The sequence below is a fragment of the Pseudomonas sp. COR18 genome (assembly GCF_048568395.1).
GTDB lineage: Bacteria > Pseudomonadota > Gammaproteobacteria > Pseudomonadales > Pseudomonadaceae > Aquipseudomonas > Aquipseudomonas fuscovaginae_B.
The window spans coordinates 2,471,829-2,492,205 of the sequence record NZ_CP183808.1 but is presented as its reverse complement, the minus strand read 5'-3'; the positions used below and the strand labels follow the sequence as shown (position 1 = coordinate 2,492,205).

18 protein-coding genes and 1 pseudogene are annotated in these 20,377 nt (G+C 64.9%); 11 read left to right on the top strand and 8 right to left on the bottom strand.

All coding sequences use genetic code 11. From position 1 onward, the window contains the following. Positions 1–24: 24 nt before the first annotated feature. From znuB to zur, 3 genes are read right to left on the bottom strand one after another with little or no spacing between them, the layout of a single operon-like run. Positions 25–813 carry a zinc ABC transporter permease subunit ZnuB gene (gene znuB, locus ACM62G_RS11410; RefSeq protein ID WP_419737174.1) on the bottom strand — a complete coding sequence of 263 codons (789 nt, stop codon included), beginning with the start codon at positions 811–813 and terminating at the stop codon, positions 25–27. Further along, positions 806–1,594 (bottom strand): zinc ABC transporter ATP-binding protein ZnuC, encoded by a 789-nt coding sequence (gene znuC, locus ACM62G_RS11405; RefSeq protein ID WP_419737173.1) that lies wholly within the window; start codon positions 1,592–1,594, stop codon positions 806–808. Before znuC ends, znuB begins: the two co-directional genes overlap by 8 nt. Next, the gene (zur, locus tag ACM62G_RS11400; protein ID WP_054063381.1) at positions 1,594–2,076 is read right to left on the bottom strand and encodes a zinc uptake transcriptional repressor Zur; all 483 of its coding nucleotides are present in this window, start codon (positions 2,074–2,076) and stop codon (positions 1,594–1,596) included. The genes znuC and zur overlap by 1 nt, the downstream gene beginning before the upstream one ends. 57 nt (positions 2,077–2,133) lie before the next feature. On the opposite strand from zur, the gene ACM62G_RS11395 reads away from it, so the two are divergent. After that, positions 2,134–3,063 carry a zinc ABC transporter substrate-binding protein gene (locus tag ACM62G_RS11395; protein ID WP_054063380.1) on the top strand — a complete coding sequence of 310 codons (930 nt, stop codon included), beginning with the start codon at positions 2,134–2,136 and terminating at the stop codon, positions 3,061–3,063. Positions 3,064–3,212: 149 nt separating this feature from the next. On the opposite strand, the gene ACM62G_RS11390 is transcribed toward ACM62G_RS11395, so the two are convergent. Both ACM62G_RS11390 and ACM62G_RS11385 read right to left on the bottom strand, forming a co-directional pair. Continuing rightward, the gene (locus tag ACM62G_RS11390) at positions 3,213–4,163 is read right to left on the bottom strand and encodes a homoserine kinase (protein ID WP_054063379.1); all 951 of its coding nucleotides are present in this window, start codon (positions 4,161–4,163) and stop codon (positions 3,213–3,215) included. A gap of 59 nt (positions 4,164–4,222) precedes the next feature. Further along, positions 4,223–4,513 (bottom strand): DUF2782 domain-containing protein, encoded by a 291-nt coding sequence (locus tag ACM62G_RS11385; RefSeq protein ID WP_054061264.1) that lies wholly within the window; start codon positions 4,511–4,513, stop codon positions 4,223–4,225. 74 nt (positions 4,514–4,587) lie between these two features. Between ACM62G_RS11385 and polA the strand changes: the two genes are divergently transcribed. Beyond that, a complete protein-coding gene (gene polA, locus ACM62G_RS11380) occupies positions 4,588–7,407 on the top strand; it encodes a DNA polymerase I (protein WP_419737172.1) in 2,820 nt (939 codons plus the stop codon). A 612-nt stretch (positions 7,408–8,019) separates the two neighbouring features. Here the strand turns inward: polA and yihA are convergent. Then, positions 8,020–8,664 (bottom strand): ribosome biogenesis GTP-binding protein YihA/YsxC, encoded by a 645-nt coding sequence (gene yihA / locus ACM62G_RS11375; protein ID WP_054061262.1) that lies wholly within the window; start codon positions 8,662–8,664, stop codon positions 8,020–8,022. A 201-nt stretch (positions 8,665–8,865) separates the two neighbouring features. Here yihA and ACM62G_RS11370 point away from each other — a divergent pair, with 201 nt between their 5' ends. From ACM62G_RS11370 to ACM62G_RS11340, 7 genes and pseudogenes are all read left to right on the top strand, one after another. After that, the gene (locus tag ACM62G_RS11370; RefSeq protein WP_054061261.1) at positions 8,866–9,156 is read left to right on the top strand and encodes a c-type cytochrome; all 291 of its coding nucleotides are present in this window, start codon (positions 8,866–8,868) and stop codon (positions 9,154–9,156) included. A 44-nt stretch (positions 9,157–9,200) separates the two neighbouring features. Continuing rightward, positions 9,201–9,806: a c-type cytochrome gene (locus ACM62G_RS11365; protein ID WP_054061260.1), complete on the top strand. Its 606-nt coding sequence runs from the start codon at positions 9,201–9,203 to the stop codon at positions 9,804–9,806. Between the two features lie 193 nt (positions 9,807–9,999). Then, entirely contained in the window at positions 10,000–10,650 is a 651-nt protein-coding gene (locus tag ACM62G_RS11360; RefSeq protein WP_054061259.1) for a thiol:disulfide interchange protein DsbA/DsbL, read from the top strand. Between the two features lie 12 nt (positions 10,651–10,662). After that, the gene (locus tag ACM62G_RS11355) at positions 10,663–11,520 is read left to right on the top strand and encodes an endonuclease/exonuclease/phosphatase family protein (RefSeq protein ID WP_054063377.1); all 858 of its coding nucleotides are present in this window, start codon (positions 10,663–10,665) and stop codon (positions 11,518–11,520) included. A gap of 19 nt (positions 11,521–11,539) precedes the next feature. Beyond that, positions 11,540–13,674, top strand: a pseudogene (locus tag ACM62G_RS11350) (diguanylate cyclase). Between the two features lie 99 nt (positions 13,675–13,773). Next, on the top strand, positions 13,774–14,556 hold the full coding sequence (locus tag ACM62G_RS11345) for an N-acetylmuramoyl-L-alanine amidase (protein ID WP_054059164.1): 783 nt from the start codon (positions 13,774–13,776) through the stop codon (positions 14,554–14,556). A gap of 76 nt (positions 14,557–14,632) precedes the next feature. Next, the gene (locus ACM62G_RS11340; protein WP_054063500.1) at positions 14,633–16,249 is read left to right on the top strand and encodes an EAL domain-containing protein; all 1,617 of its coding nucleotides are present in this window, start codon (positions 14,633–14,635) and stop codon (positions 16,247–16,249) included. A 4-nt stretch (positions 16,250–16,253) separates the two neighbouring features. On the opposite strand, the gene ACM62G_RS11335 is transcribed toward ACM62G_RS11340, so the two are convergent. Both ACM62G_RS11335 and algB read right to left on the bottom strand, forming a co-directional pair. Continuing rightward, positions 16,254–18,029: an ATP-binding protein gene (locus ACM62G_RS11335; protein WP_419737171.1), complete on the bottom strand. Its 1,776-nt coding sequence runs from the start codon at positions 18,027–18,029 to the stop codon at positions 16,254–16,256. A gap of 10 nt (positions 18,030–18,039) precedes the next feature. Next, positions 18,040–19,386 (bottom strand): sigma-54-dependent response regulator transcription factor AlgB, encoded by a 1,347-nt coding sequence (algB, locus tag ACM62G_RS11330; protein WP_054059162.1) that lies wholly within the window; start codon positions 19,384–19,386, stop codon positions 18,040–18,042. 450 nt (positions 19,387–19,836) lie between these two features. On the opposite strand from algB, the gene ACM62G_RS11325 reads away from it, so the two are divergent. Together ACM62G_RS11325 and ACM62G_RS11320 are read left to right on the top strand one after the other, a co-directional pair. Continuing rightward, positions 19,837–20,121 carry a hypothetical protein gene (locus ACM62G_RS11325; protein WP_054059161.1) on the top strand — a complete coding sequence of 95 codons (285 nt, stop codon included), beginning with the start codon at positions 19,837–19,839 and terminating at the stop codon, positions 20,119–20,121. A gap of 89 nt (positions 20,122–20,210) precedes the next feature. Further along, on the top strand, positions 20,211–20,375 hold the full coding sequence (locus tag ACM62G_RS11320; protein WP_017902664.1) for a DUF1328 domain-containing protein: 165 nt from the start codon (positions 20,211–20,213) through the stop codon (positions 20,373–20,375). Positions 20,376–20,377: the final 2 nt, after the last annotated feature.

The following is a 20,377-nucleotide window of genomic DNA, read 5'->3' as shown; positions in this document are numbered from 1 at the left end:
TAATTGCGCAAAAAACGAGCAAGTCTACACCCCTCTGCGTGGCAGGACAAAACTCAGCAGAAACAGCCCGGCCGCCACCACCACGATGGAGGGGCCGGCGGGGGTGTCCTTGAACCACGAAAGCGCCAGCCCGCCGCACACCGCGAGGACCCCCAGGAAGCTGGCGCCGAGGGCCATCTGCTCCGGTGAGCGGGCGTGCCGCTGGGCCGCGGCGGCGGGGATGATCAGCAGCGAGGTGATCAGCAGCACGCCGACGATCTTCATCGCCACGGCGATCACCACCGCGATCAGCAGCATCAGCGCCATGCGCAGCGAGGCCACCGGCAGGCCCTCGACGGTCGCCAGTTCCTCGTGCACGGTGATCGCCAGCAGCGGCCGCCACAGGGCGACCAGCAGCGCCAGCACCGCCGCGCTGCCGCCGAGGATCCAGGCCAGGTCGGTGCCGCTGATCGCCAGCAGGTCACCGAACAGGTAGGCCATCAGGTCGATCCGCACCTCGTGCATGAAGCTCAGCACCACCAGGCCGAGGGACAGCGTGCTCGGCGCGAGAATCCCCAGCAGCGTGTCGGAGGCCAGCGGCTGGCGTTGTTGCAGGGTCACCAGCAGTATCGCCAGCAACAGGCAGCCGACAGTCACCGCGAGCGTCGGGCTGATGTCCAGCAGGAAGCCCAGGGCCACGCCGAGCAAGGCGGCGTGGGACAGGGTGTCGCCGAAATAGGCCATGCGCCGCCAGACCACGAACGATCCCAGCGGCCCTGCCACCAGTGCCAGGGCCAGGCCTGCGAGCAGGGCGTAGAGCAGAAAATCAGCCATGCTTGCAGCTATCTCCGTGAACGTGGACATGGGCCGATGCGGCCTCTTCGCTGACCACCGTGCCATGCAGGTCATGGGCGTGGTCGTGATGATGGTGGTAGATCGCCAGGCTCGGTGCGTTGCTGCCGAACAGCTCGACGAAGGCCGGGTCGCCGCTGACCTGCTCGGGGTGGCCGGAGCAGCAGACGTGACGGTTGAGGCAGACCACCTGGTCGGTGGTGCTCATCACCAGGTGCAGGTCGTGGGAAACCATCAGCACCCCGCAACCATGGCGGTCGCGCAGGCGGGTGATCAGGCTGTAGAGCTCGGCTTGCCCGGCGACGTCGACGCCCTGCACCGGCTCGTCGAGCACCAGCAACTCGGGTTCGCGCAGCAGCGCCCGGGCCAGCAGCACGCGCTGCATCTCGCCGCCGGAAATGCTCTGCACCGGACTGTCGATCACCTGTTCGGCACCGACCTCGCTGAGGGCGGCCAGTGCCCGGGCGCGGTCGACCCCCGGCACCAGCCGCAGGAAGCGCAGCACCGACAGCGGCAGGGTCGGGTCGACGTGCAGCTTCTGCGGCATGTAGCCGACCCGCAGTCGCGGCTTGCGCCAGACACTGCCGCGGCTTGGCTTGAGCAGGCCGAGCACGGCCCGCACCAGGGTGGTCTTGCCGGCACCGTTGGGGCCGATCAGGGTGACGATCTGCCGCGGTTCTACGCTCAGGTGGATGTTGTCCAGCACGTCCTGCCCGGCGAACGTCACGCCGACCTGGTCGAGGCGAATCAGCGCAGTGCTCATCAGGCCCCCTGGCAACCCGAGCAGAGGCCGACCACCTCGACGGTCTGGCCCTCGACGACGAAACCGACGTCCCTGGCGCTCTGGACGATGGCGTCGCTGATGCTCTTCTGCTCCAGCTCGATGGCCGCGTGGCAGTTGCGGCAGATCAGGAACTGGCCCTGGTGGGCGTGTTCCGGGTTGTTGCAGCCGACGAAGGCGTTGAGTGAGGCGATGCGGTGGACCAGGCCGTTGTCCAGCAGGAAGTCCAGTGCACGGTACACCGTCGGCGGCGCGGCGCGGCGGCCGTCCTGCTCGCTGAGCACGGCGAGGATGTCGTAGGCGCCCAGCGGCTTGTGGCTCTGCCAGACCAGCTCCAGCACCCGCCGCCGCAGGGCGGTCAGGCGCAGGCCCTGGCGCGCGCACAGGGCATCGGCCTCGGACAGCGCGCTATGCACGCAGTGGGAGTGATCGTGGGGGCGGCTGGCGAGAGGGGTTTTAGGCATGAGCGGCGACGATTGTTGTGAGAGACGTTATTATGTTACCCGTTCCTGCCGCCTTGAGTGTCCATCGTGCCCCGTCTTTTTGCCTTTTTTGTCGCTATATGCGCCGGTTTGTTCGTGATCGGACCGGTCCAGGCCCAGGTCAGCCTGCTGACCAGCATCAAGCCCCTGCAATTGATCGCCGCCGCGGTCGAGGATGGCGTGGAGACGCCCGAGGTGCTGCTGCCACCGGGCGCCTCGCCGCACAACTACGCGCTGCGGCCGTCCGATGTGCGCAAGGTGCAGTCGGTGGACCTGCTGTACTGGATCGGTCCGGACATGGAGAGCTTTCTGCCGCGGGTGCTCAAGGGCCGCAGCCTGCCGACCGTGGCGGTGCAGGACCTGCCGGGCATGAAATTGCGCCGGTTCGCCGAGGATAACCACTCCCATGCCGAAGAAGCCGACGAGCATGACCATGATCATCGTCCGGGCTCGCTGGATGCGCACCTGTGGCTGTCGACCGTCAACGCGCGGGTGATCGCCGCGCGCATGGCCGCGGACCTGGCCAAGGCCGATCCGGCCAACGCCGAGCGCTACCGGCGCAACGCCGAGGCTTTCGCCGGCCGCCTGGATGCCCTGGATGCGCGGCTCAAGGCGCGCCTGGCGGGTGTTGCGGACAAGCCGTATTTCGTGTTCCACGAGGCGTTCGACTATTTCGAGAGTGCCTATGGGCTCAGGCATGCCGGGGTGTTCAGCGTGGCGGCCGAGGTGCAGCCGGGGGCCCAGCATGTCGCGGCGATGCGCGCGCGCTTGCAGGAGGTGGGCAAGACCTGCGTGTTCAGCGAGCCGCCGCTGCGGCCGCGGCTGGCCGAGACGCTGGTGTCCGGGCTGCCGGTGAAGCTGGCGGAACTGGATGCGTTGGGCGGTTATACGCCGGCGAGTGCCCATGGCTATGAGCAGTTGCTGGAAAAACTCGGTAACGATTTGGCCGGCTGCCTGGAGTCCTTGTAGGCAGGGCCGGCCTCTTCGCGGGCAAGTCGGATCGCCGCACCGCCGGCTCTTACAGTAATGTGGCGTACCCCCATCCTGTGCACGACACCGTACTGTAGGAGCCGGGCTTGCCCGCGAAAGGGTCCTGAAGGGCGCCGAAGGTCCCTCGATCAGAGCGCGAACGGCAACGGCACGCTGACCTGCTGCCGCTGCGCCAGCCGCAGCTGGAACTCCATCGGGTCGTGAATCAGCACGTCCTGCCCGGCAAAGGACTCGGCTGCGATCAACCGTGACAGCCAGAAGCGCACGCACGCCACCCGCAGCATCGTCGGCCACAGCTCGGCCTCGCCCGCGGTGAACGGCCGCAACGCCGCATACGCACCCAGCAGGGCCCGGGCGCGCTGGCCGTCGAGCAGGCCGTTGTCGTCCGAGCACCAGTCGTTCAGCGAGATCGCCACGTCATAGAGCATCGGCCCGGAGCAGGCATTGTAGAAGTCGATCAGGCCGGTCAGGTGCGTGCCTTCGAACATCGCGTTGTCGCGGAACAGGTCGGCATGCAGGTTGGCCCGTGGCAGGGCGAGGATCTGTGCCTTGCAGCGCTCGATCTCCGCCAGTGCGGTTTCCAGCAGGTCGTGAGCCTCGCTGCCCAGATGCGATTTCAGCTTGTTGCCTTCCTCGAGCATCCAGTCCAGGCCGCGGTCGGTCTTGCGTTCGATGATCCGCCCGCGGGTCGCCAGGTGCAGGTGGCCGAGCAGTTCGCCAACCTGGGCGCAATGCTGGGCGTTGGCCTGCCTGATGTGCTTGCCGGCCAGGCGCGGTTGCAGCAGCGCCGGCTTGCCGGCCAGTTCGCGCAGGGCCTGGCCGTCGGTGGTACGCAGGGCGTAGGGCACCGGCAGGTCGGCGTCATGGAGCACGTCGAGCAGTTCGATGAAAAACGGCATTTCCTGCACCGGGCCGCGCTCGACCAGGGTCAGGACGTACTCGCCCTGCTCCAGGCTGATGAAGAAATTGGTGTTTTCACTGCCGGCGGCAATTCCCTGAAAATCGAGCAGGCGACCGAGCCCGTAGGGGGCGAGAAAGGTTTCCAGCTCGGGTCGAGCCAGCGGGGTGAACACAGACATGTTTAAGAGCTGCCAGTCCGGGCGCCGCGATCGAGCCGGCGCCGATGAGGGTTAAAGGGTTACTTCCACTCGAAGATCTTCCATGACGGAATCAGCATATCGGGCTGATCCGAGCGGATGAAGTTTGCATCAGTTCCGTCGGCGCGCACCAGAAAGTATGGCTTGCCCCCTTTCGGAGTGACCTTGATGGCGTACAGAAAGCCATTTTGCCGGTACTCCTGGATGGTTTTGTCGCCTTCCGTGCGAATGGTGACTTCTGGATCGGCTGCGGGTGCATCATCCGCGGCGATCGCCGCCAACGGAGTGAATGCAAACAGGCCGGCCAACAACAGGCGATTGAGCGTACGCATGATAACCTTGTCCCTTTGTCGTCAACGGTCCCATCATTCTACCGCCGGACCCGCCGAAAAGGTTGATCATACTCATGAGCCAAGCTCCCCTCGTCCTGGTGGACGGTTCTTCATACCTGTACCGCGCGTTTCACGCGATGCCGCCGCTCACCAATTCCAAGGGTGTGCCCACCGGGGCGGTGAAGGGCGTCCTGAACATGCTCCGCAGCCTGCGCAAGCAGTACCCGGACAGCCCGTTCGCCGTGGTGTTCGATGCCAAGGGCGGGACTTTCCGCGACGAAATGTTCGCCGACTACAAGGCCAACCGGCCGAGCATGCCCGACGAGATGCGCGTGCAGATCGAACCGCTGCACGCCAGCGTACGCGCCATGGGCTTCCCGCTGCTGTGCGTGGAAGGCGTGGAGGCCGACGACGTGATCGGCACCCTGGCCCGCAGCAGCGCGGCGGCCAATCGCCCGGTGATCATTTCCACCGGCGACAAGGACATGGCGCAACTGGTCGACGGCCATATCACCCTGGTCAACACCATGTCCGAAACGTCCATGGACGTGGAGGGCGTGAAGGCCAAGTTCGGTGTCGCGCCCGAGCAGATCATCGACCTGCTGGCGCTGATGGGCGACTCCGCCGACAACATCCCCGGGGTCAAGGGGGTGGGTGAGAAGACCGCCGTGGCCCTGCTGGTGGGGGTCAACGGCGGCCTGAAGGAGCTGTATGCCAACCTCGACCTGGTGCCGACCCTGCCGATCCGCGGGGCCAAGACCCTGCCGGCCAAGCTGCTCGAGCACCAGGAAATGGCCTTCCTGTCCTACCGGCTGGCGACCATCAAGGTCGACGTGGAGCTGGAGGTCGGCCTGGACGACCTGCACCTGGGCGAGCCGGACCGCGATAAACTGATCGAGCTGTACAGCTCGCTGGAATTCAAGGGCTGGCTCGATGAGCTGAACCGCGAGGCCAAGCGTGCCGGGTTGCAGGAGGCTGCTGCGCCAGCGCCAGCGCCAGCGGCGACCGCGGCGGCGGTCGAGGAAGTGGCGGCTGAAAGCACCGCTCCCGTGACTGCCGAGCCGCAATACGAAACCATCCTCGACCAGGCGCGTTTCGACGTCTGGCTGAAGAAGCTGCAGGAGGCCAGGCTGTTCGCCTTCGACACCGAGACCACCGGGATCGACGCCCAGCAGGCGCAACTGGTCGGCGTGTCCTTCGCCGTGCAGGCCAATGAGGCGGCCTATATCCCGCTGGCCCATTCCTACATCGGCGTGCCGCAGCAACTGGACCGCGACAGCGTGCTGCTGGCGCTGAAGCCGCTGCTGGAAGACCCGCAGAAGCTCAAGGTCGGCCAGCACGCCAAATTCGACATGAACATCCTCGCCAACTGCGCCATCGGCGGCGATCCCGAGTGCGGCATCAGCGTGCGTGGCATCGCCTTCGACACCATGCTCGAATCCTATGTGCTGAACTCCACCGCGACCCGGCATGACATGGACAGCCTGGCGAAGAAGTACCTGGACTACGACACCGTCAGCTTCCAGGACATCGCCGGCAAGGGCGCCAAGCAGCTGACCTTCGACCAGATTCCCCTGGAGCAGGCCGGCCACTACGCCGCCGAGGATGCCGATGTGACCCTGCGCCTGCACCAGGCGCTGCATGCGCAACTGGCTGCGATTCCGAGCCTGGCCAGCGTGCTGAGCGATATCGAGATCCCGCTGGTGCCGGTGCTGGCGCGCATCGAGCGCCAGGGCGCGCTGGTGGACAAGGACCTGCTGGGCGTGCAGAGCATCGAACTGGGCAACAAGATGGTCGAACTGGAGCGCCAGGCGTTCGAGATCGCCGGCGAGGAATTCAACCTCGGTTCGCCCAAGCAGTTGGGGGTGATCCTCTACGAGAAACTCGGCTTGCCGGTGCTGAAGAAGACCGGCAAGGGTCAGCCGTCCACGGCCGAGGAAGTGCTGGCCAAGCTGGCCGAGGACGACTATCCGCTGCCCAGGGTGCTGATGCAGTACCGTTCCATGAGCAAGCTGAAGAGCACCTACACCGACCGCCTGCCGGAGCAGATCAACCCGCGCACCGGGCGTATCCACACGTCCTACCACCAGGCGGTGGCGGCGACCGGGCGGCTGTCCTCCAGCGACCCGAACCTGCAGAATATTCCGGTGCGTACCGCCGAAGGCCGACGCATTCGCCAGGCATTCGTCGCGCCCAAGGGCTACAAGTTGCTGGCGGCGGACTATTCGCAGATCGAACTGCGGATCATGGCTCATCTGTCGAAGGACGAAGGCCTGCTCAATGCCTTCCGCGACAACCTCGACGTGCACACGGCCACTGCGGCCGAGGTGTTCAAGGTCGAGCTGGGTGAGGTCACTTCCGACCAGCGGCGCAGCGCCAAGGCGATCAACTTCGGCCTGATCTACGGCATGGGCGCGCAGAAGCTGGGCAAGGACATCGGCGTCGACACCAAGACCGCCAAGGCCTATATCGACGTGTATTTCGCCCGTTACCCCGGGGTGCGCGAGTACATGGAACGCACCCGTGGCCAGGCCTCGGAGCAGGGCTATGTCGAGACCCTGTTCGGCCGCCGGCTGTACCTGCCGGACATCCACTCCAACAAGCCCCAGGAGCGTGCGGCCGCCGAGCGCACGGCGATCAACGCGCCGATGCAGGGTACCGCGGCGGATATCATCAAGAAGGCCATGGTCAAGGTCGACGACTGGCTGACCCGCTCCGGGCTGGACGCCAAGGTCATCCTCCAGGTGCACGACGAACTGGTGCTGGAGGTGCGCGAGGACCTGGTGGCCGAGGTCAGCGAGCAGATCCGCGGGCACATGAGCAGCGCGGCGCAACTGGATGTACCGTTGCTGGTTGAGGTCGGGGTGGGCGACAACTGGGACGAGGCGCACTGATCGCGGCCTTTCCGGGTGTTCGAGGGGGATGGCCGCCTGCGGCGGTTCGCGGGCAAGCCCGGCTCCTACAGGGGGGGCGTCGTACACGACGTTGTGGATAACATCGTACTGTAGGAGCCGGGCTTGCCCGCGAATGCGCCCGAAAGACTTGCTCACCCTCACAAAGGGGTGCAGGTGCCCGAGAGAACACAAAGGGCGTTTGGTTCTGAAACCTTCAGTGGCTATGCCAAATAGTTTTTGAAGATATTTTGAACTAAATCGGGATACGGCTACTCAGAGTTACTGAATGGCTGGTGAAGCCCTTCGATGCTCCTATGTTGTGTTAAGTGTTGGCAGATATTCTGGACCCCGCCCTAGCGGTCCGGAGCTTGGACCCCGAACTTCCCCTCCCCATACGAAGTCCGGGGTTTTTTTTATCCCCCAAACGGCCTGTGGTGCGCTCGGGCTGCGTTAAAAGCGCGGCTCGAAATGCTCATTTAAACCACTAAACTCCGCTTTCGAGCCGCACTTTTGCCTTGCCCGAACACACCACAGACCGTTTGGCGTACGCTGCGGTATCCGGGTCGTTCGCGGCCGAACCGCCGCCATCCACCGAGGGTAGCGCTCGGCGGATTACTCCGCCTCTTCCTCGCCGCCGTTCTCCATCAGTCCCAGCCAGCCGGCCAGCACCGTGTAGGCCTCTTCCAGGCCCAGGCGCTTGGGCGCCGAGAACAGCTGAATGGTCACCGTGTCGCCCCAGCCCTTGCGGATTTCCGACTGGACCTTGAGCAGGGTGTTCTTCGCCGCGCCGTAGGTCAGCTTGTCGGCCTTGGTCAGCAGGATGTGCATCGGCATGCCGCTGGCGATCGACCAGTCGAGCATCAGCCGGTCGAAGTCGGTCATCGGGTGGCGCACGTCCATCATCAGGATCAGGCCCTTGAGGCTCTCGCGGCTGCCCAGGTAGGCCTCCAGGTGACGCTGCCAGTGCTGCTTGAGCGGGATCGGGACTTTTGCATAACCGTAGCCCGGCAGGTCGACCAGACGGCGTTCATCGTCTAGCTTGAAGAAATTCAACAGCTGCGTGCGGCCCGGGGTTTTCGAGGTGCGCGCGAGGCTGGCATGGGTCAGGGTGTTCAGCGCGCTGGATTTGCCAGCATTGGAACGACCGGCGAAGGCCACTTCAAAACCGGCGTCGTCCGGGCACTGGTCGACTTTGGCGGCGCTGAGCATGAAGGTGGACTGCTGGCACAGACCGAGAATGGGGTTTTTCAGTTGCATGGGATTTCCAATGTGGACGGTGCCGGGAGGCGCGACAAGCTGTGTCGTTTCCGTTTCATGGACGCCAGTATATAATGCCGCAGATTTAGTGTGTGCTTTGTCCCGACGTAGGATGACGCATGCGGGAGCGATTGACCCAGGCTGCGCATTAGAACGCGGCACGTTCCCAACCCTGAAGTTCATGACTGGAACCTTCGGTTCATGAGCAGATGGCTGCTTGCTGCCAGTGTCCTGATCACGCTTCACGGCGCTCAGGCTGCACAGGATCCGGAAGCCGTGTACAACCGTGTTTGCAGTGCCTGTCATGCCGGACAGCTGCCGATGGCCCCACAGAAGGGCGATCAGGCCGCGTGGAAGCCAAGAATGGCCCAAGGCATGGATGTGCTGGTGCAACACGTGACTCAGGGTTTCAAGGCGATGCCGCCGCGTGGTTTGTGCATGGACTGCAGTACCGAGGATTACCGAAGCATCATCCAGTGGATGAGCGAGTAAGCCCGGTCCATAACTCTTAACCCTTAGCCGTATTGGATTAGCTGATGAACAAATTGATCGTGAGTCTGCTGTTGACCCTGGGGATCACCGGTCTCGCCCATGCCGCCGGCGATGCCGCCGCCGGCCAGGCCAAGGCTGCTGTCTGTGGTGCCTGCCATGGTCCTGATGGCAACAGCATGGCGCCCAACTTTCCGAAACTGGCGGGCCAGGGTGAGCGTTACCTGGACAAGCAACTGCACGACATCAAGTCCGGCAAGCGCACCGTCCTGGAAATGACCGGCCTGCTGACCAACCTCAGCGATCAGGACCTCGCCGACATCGCCGCCTACTTCGCCAGCCAGAAGGGCAGCGTCGGTGCGGCCGATCCGAAGCTCGTCGCCCGTGGTGAAGAACTGTTCCGCGGTGGCAAGCTCGACCAGGGCATGCCGTCCTGCACCGGTTGCCACTCGCCCAACGGCGCGGGCAACGCCGCCGCCGGCTTCCCGCACCTGGGTGGCCAGCATGCCCAGTACGTCGCCAAGCAGCTCACCGATTTCCGCGAGGGTGTGCGGACCAATGACGGCGACACCAAGATCATGCAGAGCATCGCCGCCAAGCTGAGCAACAAGGACATCGAGGCCGTGTCCAGCTACGTGCAGGGCCTGCACTGAGGTGCGCTCGATGAATGGCGCGGCGCGTTCGCGTTAATAATCGATTAATCCTTTGTTGCAAGGATAAAAGGGTGGCCCTGGCCGCCCTTTTTTGTGGCCGCTGCCGTTACACTAATCGAACCAAGAGCCTGCTCGGTCTGTCAGAAACTACAGGTCGCGACGGAGGCGACTTCTAAATACCCAGGAGTAAAGCATGCGTAATCTGATCCTCAGCGCCGCACTCGTCACCGCCAGCCTGTTCGGCATGACGGCCCAGGCCGCCGACGTGCCGCTCGAAGCCGGCAAGACCTATGTCGAACTCAAGACCCCGGTGCCGGTGCAGGAGCCTGGCAAGATCGAAGTGGTCGAGATGTTCTGGTACGGCTGCCCGCATTGCTACGCCTTCGAACCGACCATCAACCCATGGATCGAGAAACTGCCGTCCGACGTGCACTTCGTGCGCATTCCCGCCATGTTCGGCGGCCCATGGGACAAGCACGGCCAACTGTTCCTGACCCTGGACGCCATGGGCGTCGAGTCCAAGGTGCACTCGGCGGTGTTCAACGCGATCCAGAAGGAAGGCAAAAAGCTGCTCGAGCCTGAAGACATGGCCGACTTCGTCGCTACCCAAGGTGTCGACAAGGAGAAATTCCTGGCCACCTACAACTCCTTCGCCATCAAGGGCAAGATCGTTGCCGCGCGCGAACTGGCCAAGAAGTACGAGATCAGCGGTGTACCGACCATGATCGTCAACGGCAAGTATCGCTTCGACCTCGGCACCGCCGGTGGGCCGGAGGCTGCACTGAACGTCGCCGACCAACTGATCGCCAAGGAGCGGGCGGCCGGCGCGACCGCCGGCAAGTAAGGCGCCCCGGCCATGGCTCGCTGGGGATCGGAACGCATCGTTGGCCTTCACCAGCCGAAGGTCAATGAACACCATCTGCAATCCAGCGGCCTGCCGGCGGACAACCGCCTGAGGCTGCTCAGCTTCAACATCCAGGTCGGCATCAGCACCCAGCGGTACCGACACTACCTGACCCGGGGCTGGCAGCACCTGCTGCCGCACACCGGGCGCGCCGACAACCTGCAGAGGATCGGCAGCCTGCTCGGCGATTTCGACCTGGTGGCGCTGCAGGAGGTCGATGGTGGCAGCCTGCGTTCGGGCTACATCAACCAGGTCGAACACCTGGCGCAGCTCGGCGCCTTTCCCTACTGGTACCAGCAACTCAATCGCAATCTCGGCCGCCTGGCCCAGCACAGCAACGGCGTGCTCAGCCGCCTGCGCCCCTGGGCGATCGAGGATCATCCACTGCCCGGCCCGGCCGGTCGCGGGGCGATCCTGGTGCGTTTCGGCGAGGGCCCGGAGTCGCTGGTGGTGGTCATGATGCACCTGGCGCTGGGCGCGCGTACGCGGACCCGGCAGTTGGCCTATATCCGCGAGCTGATCGATGGCTTCAAGCACCAGGTGCTGATGGGGGACATGAACACCCATGCCGCCGACCTGCTGCAGCACTCGCCCTTGCGCGACCTCGGGCTGCTTGCGCCGCAGGTCGAGGCTACCTTTCCCAGCTGGCGTCCACAGCGCTGCCTCGACCATATCCTGCTGAGTCCGAGCCTGACGCTGGAACGTGTCGAGGTACTGGCGCAGCCGATTTCCGACCATTTGCCGGTTGCCGTTGAAATTCGCCTGCCAGGATCCATCGGTTCTGATACGTTGCCCGCCTTGAGTCGTTGAATCTCACGGACACCCTGCAATGAGCAGCGAAGAAGCCGAGCGCTGGAAAGAGAAGTACCTCAAAAGCATCGAACAACAGGAAAAGCTCGAACGGCGTTGGGACGCCCGTCTCGACCTGCTCCGGCGCGGGCTGGTGCGCAGCACCCTGGCGGCCGAAGGCACCGACAAGGCGGTGGATCAGTGCATGAAGGAAATGCGCGAGGTGATCCGCACCGATGACATGGATGCGGCCCTGGCCAACCTGCTGCCACGCCTGGAAAAGGCCGTGCTCGACTCCGAGCAGCGGCGCGAAACCCGGATCGAACAGATGGGCACCGCGCTGACCGCGCTGGTGACCCAGCTGCAGGCTCTGCCCTTGCCGCGGGATGTGCGTCGGCCGCTGAAGAACTTTGCCAAGCAGCTCGATGGCCGGGTTAGCCAAGCCCGCGAGATGCCCCTGCTGCTCAGCGAACTGAGCAACCTGCAGGGCAAGATCCTGACGGAACTCGATCACCCCGCCGAACCGGCCCGGCCCGGCCTGCTGCAGCGCCTGTTCGGGACGAAGGAGGGGCCGAGGCGAGCGTTGAAAGCGCCCCGGCGGTGGCACCGGCGGCGGGGATGCCGACACCTGTGCCCGCTTCGGCAGAGGCGGATGAGGACGATGAACCGGACGCGCCTGTGGCGCCTGCGGTCGAGGCCGTGGCTCCCGTTGCCCAGCCCGTCGTTGCTGCCGCGGCTGCGCCGGCGGTTGAACAGCCAGCTCCGGCTGCGTCGGTCATGGAGCCCGTTGCCGAGGCCGTGCCAACGACCGCACCCGTCGAGGTCGCGGCCTACAAACCACCCGTGGTCACACCTGAGGCCGAGCCTGTGGCCACTGCCGTCGAGCCAGAAGCGTCGCCGGTCGTGTCGGCTGCGCAGACGGCTGCGGCGGTTGAGCCGCAGGCTGCGGCCGAACCCGAGGTCAAGGCCCCACTCGCCGAGCAGCCCGAAGCGGTCACCCCGGCACCCGCCCTGCCCTTCCTTGACAGCCTGCCACTGCCGCCGGTGATGGCCGAAGCCCTGGCGGCGGTTCATCCCGAGGATAACGACCAGGACGTGCTCTACGCCCTGCCGGAATCGCCGGAGCCGTCCTACAGTTCGGTGGCCGAGCACATCGAGTCGACGCTGCTGGGCCTGCTGGATGGGCTGGTGCTGCCCGAGCGCCACCGGCCCCACGCCGAAGGCATGCGTCATCGTCTCGAACACGGGTTGAACTGGTACGAACTGCTGCCGATCCTCGACGATCTGGCCGTGCTGATGCTGGCGATCAACGACAGCGGGCAACATGAGTTCGAGGTGTACCTCAAGCAGCTCAACGAGCGCCTGGAATCCTTCCAGAGCAATTTGCGCGCGGCCAGTGAAGGCCATGCCGAGGGCCGTTCGGCGGCCAACGACCTGCACAGCCAGTTGCGTGAGCACGTCGATGGGCTGCAGAGCAGCGTGCAGGCTGCCGCCGACCTCGACAGCCTCAAGCATGTGCTGGAAAACCGCCTCGAAGACCTGCTGGGCACCATGGACCGCCACCAGCAGGAGCGCAATGTGCGCGAGCAGGAAGTCGCCAGCCGCCTGCAGAGCCTGGCCGAGCGCGTTGCGCATATGGAACAGGAAGCCCAGGTTTATCGCGACCACCTCGAGGAACAACGGCAGAAGGCCCTGATCGACCCGCTCACCGGCCTGCCGAACCGGGCGGCCTGGAGCGAGCGTCTGGACCACGAGGTCGCGCAGTGGCAGCAGCACGGCAATACCCTGCTGATCGCCATTCTCGACCTCGACCATTTCAAGCGGATCAACGATGGCTACGGCCACCTGGCCGGCGACAAGGTGCTGAAGATCATTGCGACCGTGCTGCGCAAGCACCTGCGCGGCAGCGATTTCATCGCCCGTTTCGGCGGCGAGGAGTTCGTCCTGCTGATGCCGGCGACGCCGGTGGCGACCGGCCTCAAGCTGGCCGAGCACTTGCGCGCGGCCGTCGAGGCCTGCCCTTTCCACTTCAGGGGCGAACGGGTGACCATTACCGTGTCCCTTGGCGTGTCGGCGTTCAAGGCCGGTGAACGGAGCGATCATGTGCTCAAAAGAGCCGATGAGGCGCTGTACCGGGCGAAAAACGGCGGACGCAACCGGGTGGAGCTCGGCTGAACCGCAGCTGTCGTTTTGTCACAGAGTCTTGCTTTGGCCGGTACCGGAGGCCGGGGTACGTTATGCTAGAGCGTTACTGCCCTGGTTTTCGTTTCCGTCATGAAATTGCTCCCTCTCCTCAGCGCGGCCCTGTTGCTCGCGGGCTGCGCCAGCGGTCCGCGCCTCGACACCAGCCACCCCTCGGTCAATCACGACAGCCGCGCGCAGTTCGTCATCGTCCACTACACCTCGGCGAACATGGAAAACTCGTTGCGCCTGCTGACCCACGGCCAGGTCAGCAGCCATTACCTGATCGGCGACAACAACCCGGCCACCACCTACAAGCTGGTGGATGAGAGCCAGCGTGCCTGGCATGCCGGGGAAAGCGAGTGGCAGGGTCGTACCTGGCTGAACTCCAGCTCCATCGGTATCGAAATCGTCAACCCGGGGTTCCGCGAGACGCCGACCGGGCGCGTCTGGTACCCCTACAGCGAAGCGCAGATCCAGGCGTTGATCGTGCTGCTCAAGGACATCGTCAAGCGCAACAACATCGAGCCCCGCCATGTGATCGGCCACAGCGATATCGCCCCGATGCGCAAGCAGGACCCGGGCCCGCTGTTTCCCTGGAAGCGCCTGGCCGCCGAGGGCCTGGGCGTCTGGCCGAACGAGCAGGCGGTGGCCCGCCAGCAGCAGGTGTACGCGTACCAGCTGCCGAGTGCCAGCTGGTTCCAGCAGCAGCTGCGCTACCTGGGCTATACCACCACGCCACAGACCGGCGAGTGGGATGCGGGCACGCGTCACGCGCTGGCGGCGTTCCAGATGCATTTCCGCCCGGCGCGCTTCGATGGCGTGGCTGATGCGCAAAGCGCGGCGATCCTGCAGGTGCTCAATCAGTCAAAATAACGTCACCGCCGGACGGTCCGGGCGATGTTATCAATCAGTTGCTATAACTCATTGGTAATCCTTCGGATATTCCATGATGCCGGCCTCCCGTGAGACGTTGCGCGCCTGGTTCCATCGTCCCTGGTCGCAGGCATTGCTGGCTGCCTCGCTCAGTGCCGTCCTGCTGCTGAGCGGCAGCCTGGGTGTGGTCGTGCGCCAGGTCCGGCAGCAGGAAAGCGAGCAGATGAACGCCCAGGGCCGGCGTTTCCTCGAGCGCCTGGAGCAGTTGTTCGGCCAGTTGCGCGAGGGCCTCGATGTGCTCGAAGGGCAGCCGCTGCGGGGCTGCAACGGGCGAATGATCGAAACCCTGCAGCAGTTGAGCTTCAGCTACCGCTTCATCTACGAGGCCTTCTACATCGACTCCATCGAGTCCTGTTCCAACTGGCCGCGCCAGGACTCGCAGATCTCCTACCGTGAGCCGGATATCCGTGGCCCGACCTACAGCTACTGGCTCAACACCTCGACCGAGCCCAACGACAACCTGGCGGCGCTGATGCTCGGGCGCGGCAGCTTCCGGGTCTCGACCTCCCGCGGCCACCTGAGCGATGTCGTCGAGCTGCCGCCCGGTGCGAGCCTGCTGGTGGTGGTCAATCATGGCCGGCGGGCGATCCCGGTGCTCGGGCCGCTGCAGAGCTGGCCGCCGCAAGGCTGGAGCAGCCGCGGCCGTGATCCGTTGCTGACCACCGACCGCGAACTGATCTATCGCATGCCGACCAGCACCCCCGAGTATCAGTTGGTGATGGTCGCGCCGCGCAGTGCGATGCGCTTGCGCCTCAGCCCGCTGTGGTGGTGGCTGCTGTCCGCCAGCCTGCTGATTGCCACCTGCATCGGCGGTTTGACCCTGCAGCTCGCCCGGCAGCGCCAGTCACTCAACGGCGAGTTGCAGGGCGCGCTGCGCCGCGGAGAGATGCAGGTGCTCTACCAGCCGATCTTCGATCTCGGCAGCCGGCATTGCGTCGGTGCCGAGGCCCTGGTCCGCTGGCGGCGCCCGGACGGCACATTGACCAGCCCCGACCTGTTCATCCCCCTGGCGGAAGATACCGGACAGATCCGCCAGATCACCGATTTTGTCCTGCAGCGCCTGCTGGAACAGCTCGGCCAGACGCTGCGGGCCAATCCGCAGCTGTATATTTCGGTCAACCTGGCGGCCTGCGATGTGATGGTGCCGCGCATCGCCGAGGTCATCGGCCGGCTCTTGCGGGCCTACCGGGTGTCGCCGCGGCAGATCGCCTTCGAGGTCACCGAGCGCGGCCTGATCGACGTGGTGGTGGCGCGGGACAACCTGCAGGCCCTGCGCAATCTCGGGCACCAGGTGCTGATCGACGATTTCGGCACCGGCTATTGCAGCCTCGCCTACCTGCAGACCCTGCCGGTGGACTGCCTGAAGATCGACAAGGCGTTCATCGACGCCCTCGGCCATGACGCGGCCAGCAGCGGCGTGGCGCCGCATATCATCCGCATGGCCCATGCCCTGCAATTGCGGGTGATCGCCGAGGGCATCGAATATGAGTCCCAGGCCATGCTGCTCAGCAGCGAAGGTGTCAATTACGGCCAGGGCTGGCTGTTCGCCCAGGCACTGACCGCGGTGCAGTTCATCGAGATGATCACCCGTGGCCGGCGCCTGGCGAGCCGCCGGCTGGATGACGAGGCCTGAACGGCTAGACCGGCAGCGCCATGTAGAACTGGGTGCCCTGCCCCGGTCGTGAATAGACGCCCATGCGTCCGCCATGCAGTTGGACGATTTCCTTGCACAGCGCCAGGCCCAGGCCTGCTCCGCCCTTCTTGCGCCCGACCTGGACGAAAGGTTCGAAGATCCGCCCCTGCTGGCCATAGGCAATGCCTTCGCCATTGTCCTCGACGCTGATGATCACCCGTTCGCCATGCCGGCGTGCCTGCAGGCGGATCTGCCCGGCGCTGGCGGTGTGGCGCAGGGCATTGCCGATCAGGTTGTCGAGCACCCGCTCCAGCTGCGCCTGGTCCGCATGCAGGCGTGGCAATGGCGGCTGGACCTCGATCAGCAGCTCGATGCCCTGGTCGTTGGCCTGGCCGGTGAAACGCTCGCGGGCCTTCTCCAGCAGTTGGCCGATGTCGCAAGGGGCCAGCGCGAGCTTCTGCAGGCCGTTCTGGTAGCGCGAGAAGTTCAGCAGGTCGTTGATCAGTTGCATCAGCCGCTGCATCTCTTCATTGACCGTACTGAGCAGGTCCGCTTCGCGCGATTCGGCATCGAAGTGCACGCGCTCCTGCAGCAGGCCGAACGCCATGTGCATGCCGGTCACCGGCGTGCGCAGCTCGTGGGACGCGCGCAGGACGAACTCGCTGCGCACCCGTTCGAAGGCGCGCTGTTCGGTGACGTCGTGCAGCACCATCACCGCGCCGAGGATGTGGCCCTGGGGGTGGCTGACCGGTGTCAGGCTGTAGGTCAGCAGGCGGGATTCGCCATCGACCTCGACTTCGAGGTCGTCCGGTGCCCGCTCGAGGCTGCCGCCCCGGAGGATCAGGCTCAGTTGCTCGTCGAGCTCCGGGCGGCCAAGGGCTTCCCCCAGGCCCTGGCCGAGGCGGTCGGCGTCCCAGCCCAACTGGCGCTGGGCCACCGGGTTGAGGTGCTCCAGATGGCCCTGGCGATCGATCATCAGCAACCCGTCGTCGATGCTGTCGAGCACCGATTGCAGTCGTTGCTGGCCGGCCAGCAGTTCGTCGATGTTGGTTGCCTGGTGCTGGCGCAGCGCCTCGGCCATGAGGCCGAAGCGCCGGGTCAGCAGGTTCATCTCGGAGGCCGAGGAAATCGGCAGGGTGACGTCGAAGTTGCCCTGGCCGATCCGATCGGCGGCCTTGACCAGCGCCTCGATCGGTACGCCGATGCGCTGGGCGATGCCATGGGCGGTGATGAAGCCGATGATCAGCACCGCCAGGGCGACCAGGCCGAGCAGCCCGGCGATCAGCATGGCGCTGCTGCGGGCGGAGCTTTCCGCGCCGCTGATATCGTTCAGGGCCTCCTTGTGTGCGCTGAGCAGGCCGTTGCGCAGGGTGTTGAAGCGTTCGACGAGTTCGCTGTTGCTGGCCTTCCTGTCAAAGGAATCGAAGGCCTGCAGGAAGTTTTCGTAGTCGATCCGGGCCTGGGCGAAGCCGCCGCGCAGGTCCTTGTCCTGTTCGTGCCTGATACCTTCGTGGAGCAACTGCCAATATTGCTCGCGTGAAGCCTGCAAGGCGGCCTGATCGGGATGTTCGCTGAGCATCATGGCCAACTGGTCGCCCAGGCTTTGACGCATCTTGAGCCCCAGGTCGAGGGTGATGAAGTTGTCGCGGATCAGTGACTCCTGGCTCTTGGCCATTTGCATCACGCTGACCAGCCCCAGCAGCAACCCCAGCAAGGCCACGGTCATCAGTGCCGAAATGCTCAGGAACAGACGGGTGCGCAGCTTCATCGCAAGCTTCATCGGGTGTGGCTCACAGGTTGTACTGTTTGCGTTTGCGGTACAGCGTCGAGGCATCGATGCCCAGGGTCTTGGCGGCCTGGTCCAGGGTGTCGCTGGTGGCCAGCACCGCGCCGATATGGGCTTTCTCCAGCTCGTCCAGGCTCATCGGCGCACCGATGCGCGGGGCGTTGTTGACCGGCTGCTCGCCCATGCCCAGGTGGCTGACTTCCACCCGCTCCTGCGGGCAGATGATGCTGGCGCGCTCGATCACGTTGCGCAGCTCGCGGATATTGCCCGGCCAGCGGTAGTTGACCAGCGCCTCGCGGGCCTCCTCGCTGAAGCCGCGGGCCGGGCGCGCGTATTCCTTGACGAAGCGCGCGAGGAAGCGGTCGGCCAGGGTCAGGATGTCTTCGCTGCGCTCGCGCAGGGGCGGCAGGTGCAGGGTGATGACGTTGAGCCGATAGAGCAGGTCTTCGCGGAAGCGCCCTTCGCGTGCCATGTCGTCCAGGTTGAGGTTGGTGGCGGCGAGGATGCGCACGTCGGCCCGACGGGTCACCGGGTCGCCGACCCGCTCGTATTCCTTGTCCTGGATGAAGCGCAGCAGCTTGGGTTGCAGGGTCAGCGGGAAGTCGCCGATCTCGTCGAGGAACAGGGTCCCGCCATCGGCCTGGTTGACCCGCCCCAGCGTGCTTTCGCTGGCACCGGTAAAGGCGCCGCGGCTGTGGCCGAACAGTTCGCTTTCCATCAGCTCGGCGGTCAGCGACGGGCAGTTGATGGTGACGCAGGACTTCTTCGCGCGCTTGCTCCAGCCGTGGATGGCCCGGGCCAGCTCGCCCTTGCCGGTACCGGACTCGCCGAGGATGAGGATGTTGGCGTCGGTGCTGGCGACCTGGCGCGCGGTTTCCAGTACCACCATCATCGCCGGGCTGTGGGAGTCGAGGCCGTCCTTGGGCTTGCGCACCTCGCCCTCGAGGGCTTCGAGGCGCGCCGACAGTTGCCGGACCTCCAGTTGCTTGGCCGTGGCCAGGCGCAACTGGTCGGGACTGCAGGGCTTGACCAGGTAGTCCGCGGCGCCGGCCTGGATCGCGTCGACGGCGGTATCGACCGCCGAGTGGGCGGTGACGATCACCACCCGCATCCACGGGGCCTGGATACGCATCTGCGCCAGCACGTCAAGGCCGTTGTCCTCGCCGAGGCGCAGGTCGAGGAAGCACAGGTCGAATACCTGGCGCTGCAGCAGGGCGTCGGCCTGGGCCGCGCTGTTGGCCGTGGCGACGCTGTAGCCCTCGTCCTCCAGGCAATAGCGGAAAGTGCGAAGGATGGCCGACTCGTCATCCACCAGCAGAATACGGCCTTGGTGTTCCGGGGCAGATTCCATCACCCGCGCTCCTTATATATGTGTGTGTTGCCGATGGACCCCGGGCGATTCGGGCAGCTTGCATGGTCCGTTTTGACCGTGACCTGCGCGTGCAGGGTAACCATCCCCGCCGCTGTTTGCTAACTCGCTGATTTGGGGAATTTTTGTCGTCTCTGCTTCCGACAACCGACAGTCCGGCAAATTCCGGCGGATTTGCCGTGTCGCTCTCCCTGCATCTTAGGCGCTGTCCCCTGGGGCTGTCGTGCATTGTGCACGACGCCTAAGCGGGGGATCGTGCAGGATGCTGCCCGGGTGAGTCGGTGTTTGTTTATAACTACCTGATTTTATTGGTTTTTATCTGACAAAAAAATTGGCATGCGCTCTGCAATGTACCTCTTGCGCAAGGTTGGACCGGCATCGTGCCGCGCCAGCCAGGAATAAAGATAAAGACAGTGTCGGAGGAGTTTCAGGATGAATCGCCAACTTGCCGCCCCATCGCGTATCTCGTCGCTCCACGTGCAGCAAGGGCTGTTCGCTGTCCTCGCGCTGCTGATCACGTTGGTCGTCGGTCAGGCGTTCATGCGCTGGACCCAGCCGACTGTCGAGCACCCGCGGGTGTTTTTCCAGGCTCCCGTGCAAACCCATTTCAGCGCCATCGGCAGTGCGTCGAGCGACCCGGTCGCCTACCGCCTGACGCCGGTGGAGCAGGCCGAACCGCTGGACGAGCTGCCACGGCAGGATCGTTGGGTGTTCTAGGCAGGACGCGCCGGCCATCGGGCCTGGCGTGATAACCCGCAGTAAAGGCAACAGCCACACATCGCAGGACCAAGGTAAGGAGAGTCATCATGCTGAGTTGGGCAATCACATTCCTGATCATTGCCATTGTCGCCGCGGTACTGGGCTTCGGTGGTATCGCCGGCACCGCCACAGGTATCGCCAAGATTCTCTTTGTCGTGTTCCTGGTGATGTTCATCGCTTCGTTCCTGTTCGGTCGTCGCGGTCGAGGCTGAAC

Excerpts from the sequence above, each read along its gene's own strand:
- algB (WP_054059162.1), bottom strand. The coding sequence starts at position 19,386 with ATGGAATCTGCCCCGGAACACCAAGGCCGTATTCTGCTGGTGGATGAC.
- yihA (WP_054061262.1), bottom strand. The coding sequence starts at position 8,664 with ATGCAACTGAAAAACCCCATTCTCGGTCTGTGCCAGCAGTCCACCTTC.
- ACM62G_RS11345 (WP_054059164.1), top strand. The coding sequence starts at position 13,774 with ATGAAATTGCTCCCTCTCCTCAGCGCGGCCCTGTTGCTCGCGGGCTGC.
- ACM62G_RS11335 (WP_419737171.1), bottom strand. The coding sequence starts at position 18,029 with ATGAAGCTTGCGATGAAGCTGCGCACCCGTCTGTTCCTGAGCATTTCG.
- zur (WP_054063381.1), bottom strand. The coding sequence starts at position 2,076 with ATGCCTAAAACCCCTCTCGCCAGCCGCCCCCACGATCACTCCCACTGC.
- znuC (WP_419737173.1), bottom strand. The coding sequence starts at position 1,594 with ATGAGCACTGCGCTGATTCGCCTCGACCAGGTCGGCGTGACGTTCGCC.
- ACM62G_RS11355 (WP_054063377.1), top strand. The coding sequence starts at position 10,663 with ATGGCTCGCTGGGGATCGGAACGCATCGTTGGCCTTCACCAGCCGAAG.
- polA (WP_419737172.1), top strand. The coding sequence starts at position 4,588 with ATGAGCCAAGCTCCCCTCGTCCTGGTGGACGGTTCTTCATACCTGTAC.
- ACM62G_RS11370 (WP_054061261.1), top strand. The coding sequence starts at position 8,866 with ATGAGCAGATGGCTGCTTGCTGCCAGTGTCCTGATCACGCTTCACGGC.
- ACM62G_RS11390 (WP_054063379.1), bottom strand. The coding sequence starts at position 4,163 with ATGTCTGTGTTCACCCCGCTGGCTCGACCCGAGCTGGAAACCTTTCTC.
- ACM62G_RS11365 (WP_054061260.1), top strand. The coding sequence starts at position 9,201 with ATGAACAAATTGATCGTGAGTCTGCTGTTGACCCTGGGGATCACCGGT.
- ACM62G_RS11340 (WP_054063500.1), top strand. The coding sequence starts at position 14,633 with ATGCCGGCCTCCCGTGAGACGTTGCGCGCCTGGTTCCATCGTCCCTGG.
- ACM62G_RS11320 (WP_017902664.1), top strand. The coding sequence starts at position 20,211 with ATGCTGAGTTGGGCAATCACATTCCTGATCATTGCCATTGTCGCCGCG.
- znuB (WP_419737174.1), bottom strand. The coding sequence starts at position 813 with ATGGCTGATTTTCTGCTCTACGCCCTGCTCGCAGGCCTGGCCCTGGCA.
- ACM62G_RS11325 (WP_054059161.1), top strand. The coding sequence starts at position 19,837 with ATGAATCGCCAACTTGCCGCCCCATCGCGTATCTCGTCGCTCCACGTG.
- ACM62G_RS11360 (WP_054061259.1), top strand. The coding sequence starts at position 10,000 with ATGCGTAATCTGATCCTCAGCGCCGCACTCGTCACCGCCAGCCTGTTC.
- ACM62G_RS11385 (WP_054061264.1), bottom strand. The coding sequence starts at position 4,513 with ATGCGTACGCTCAATCGCCTGTTGTTGGCCGGCCTGTTTGCATTCACT.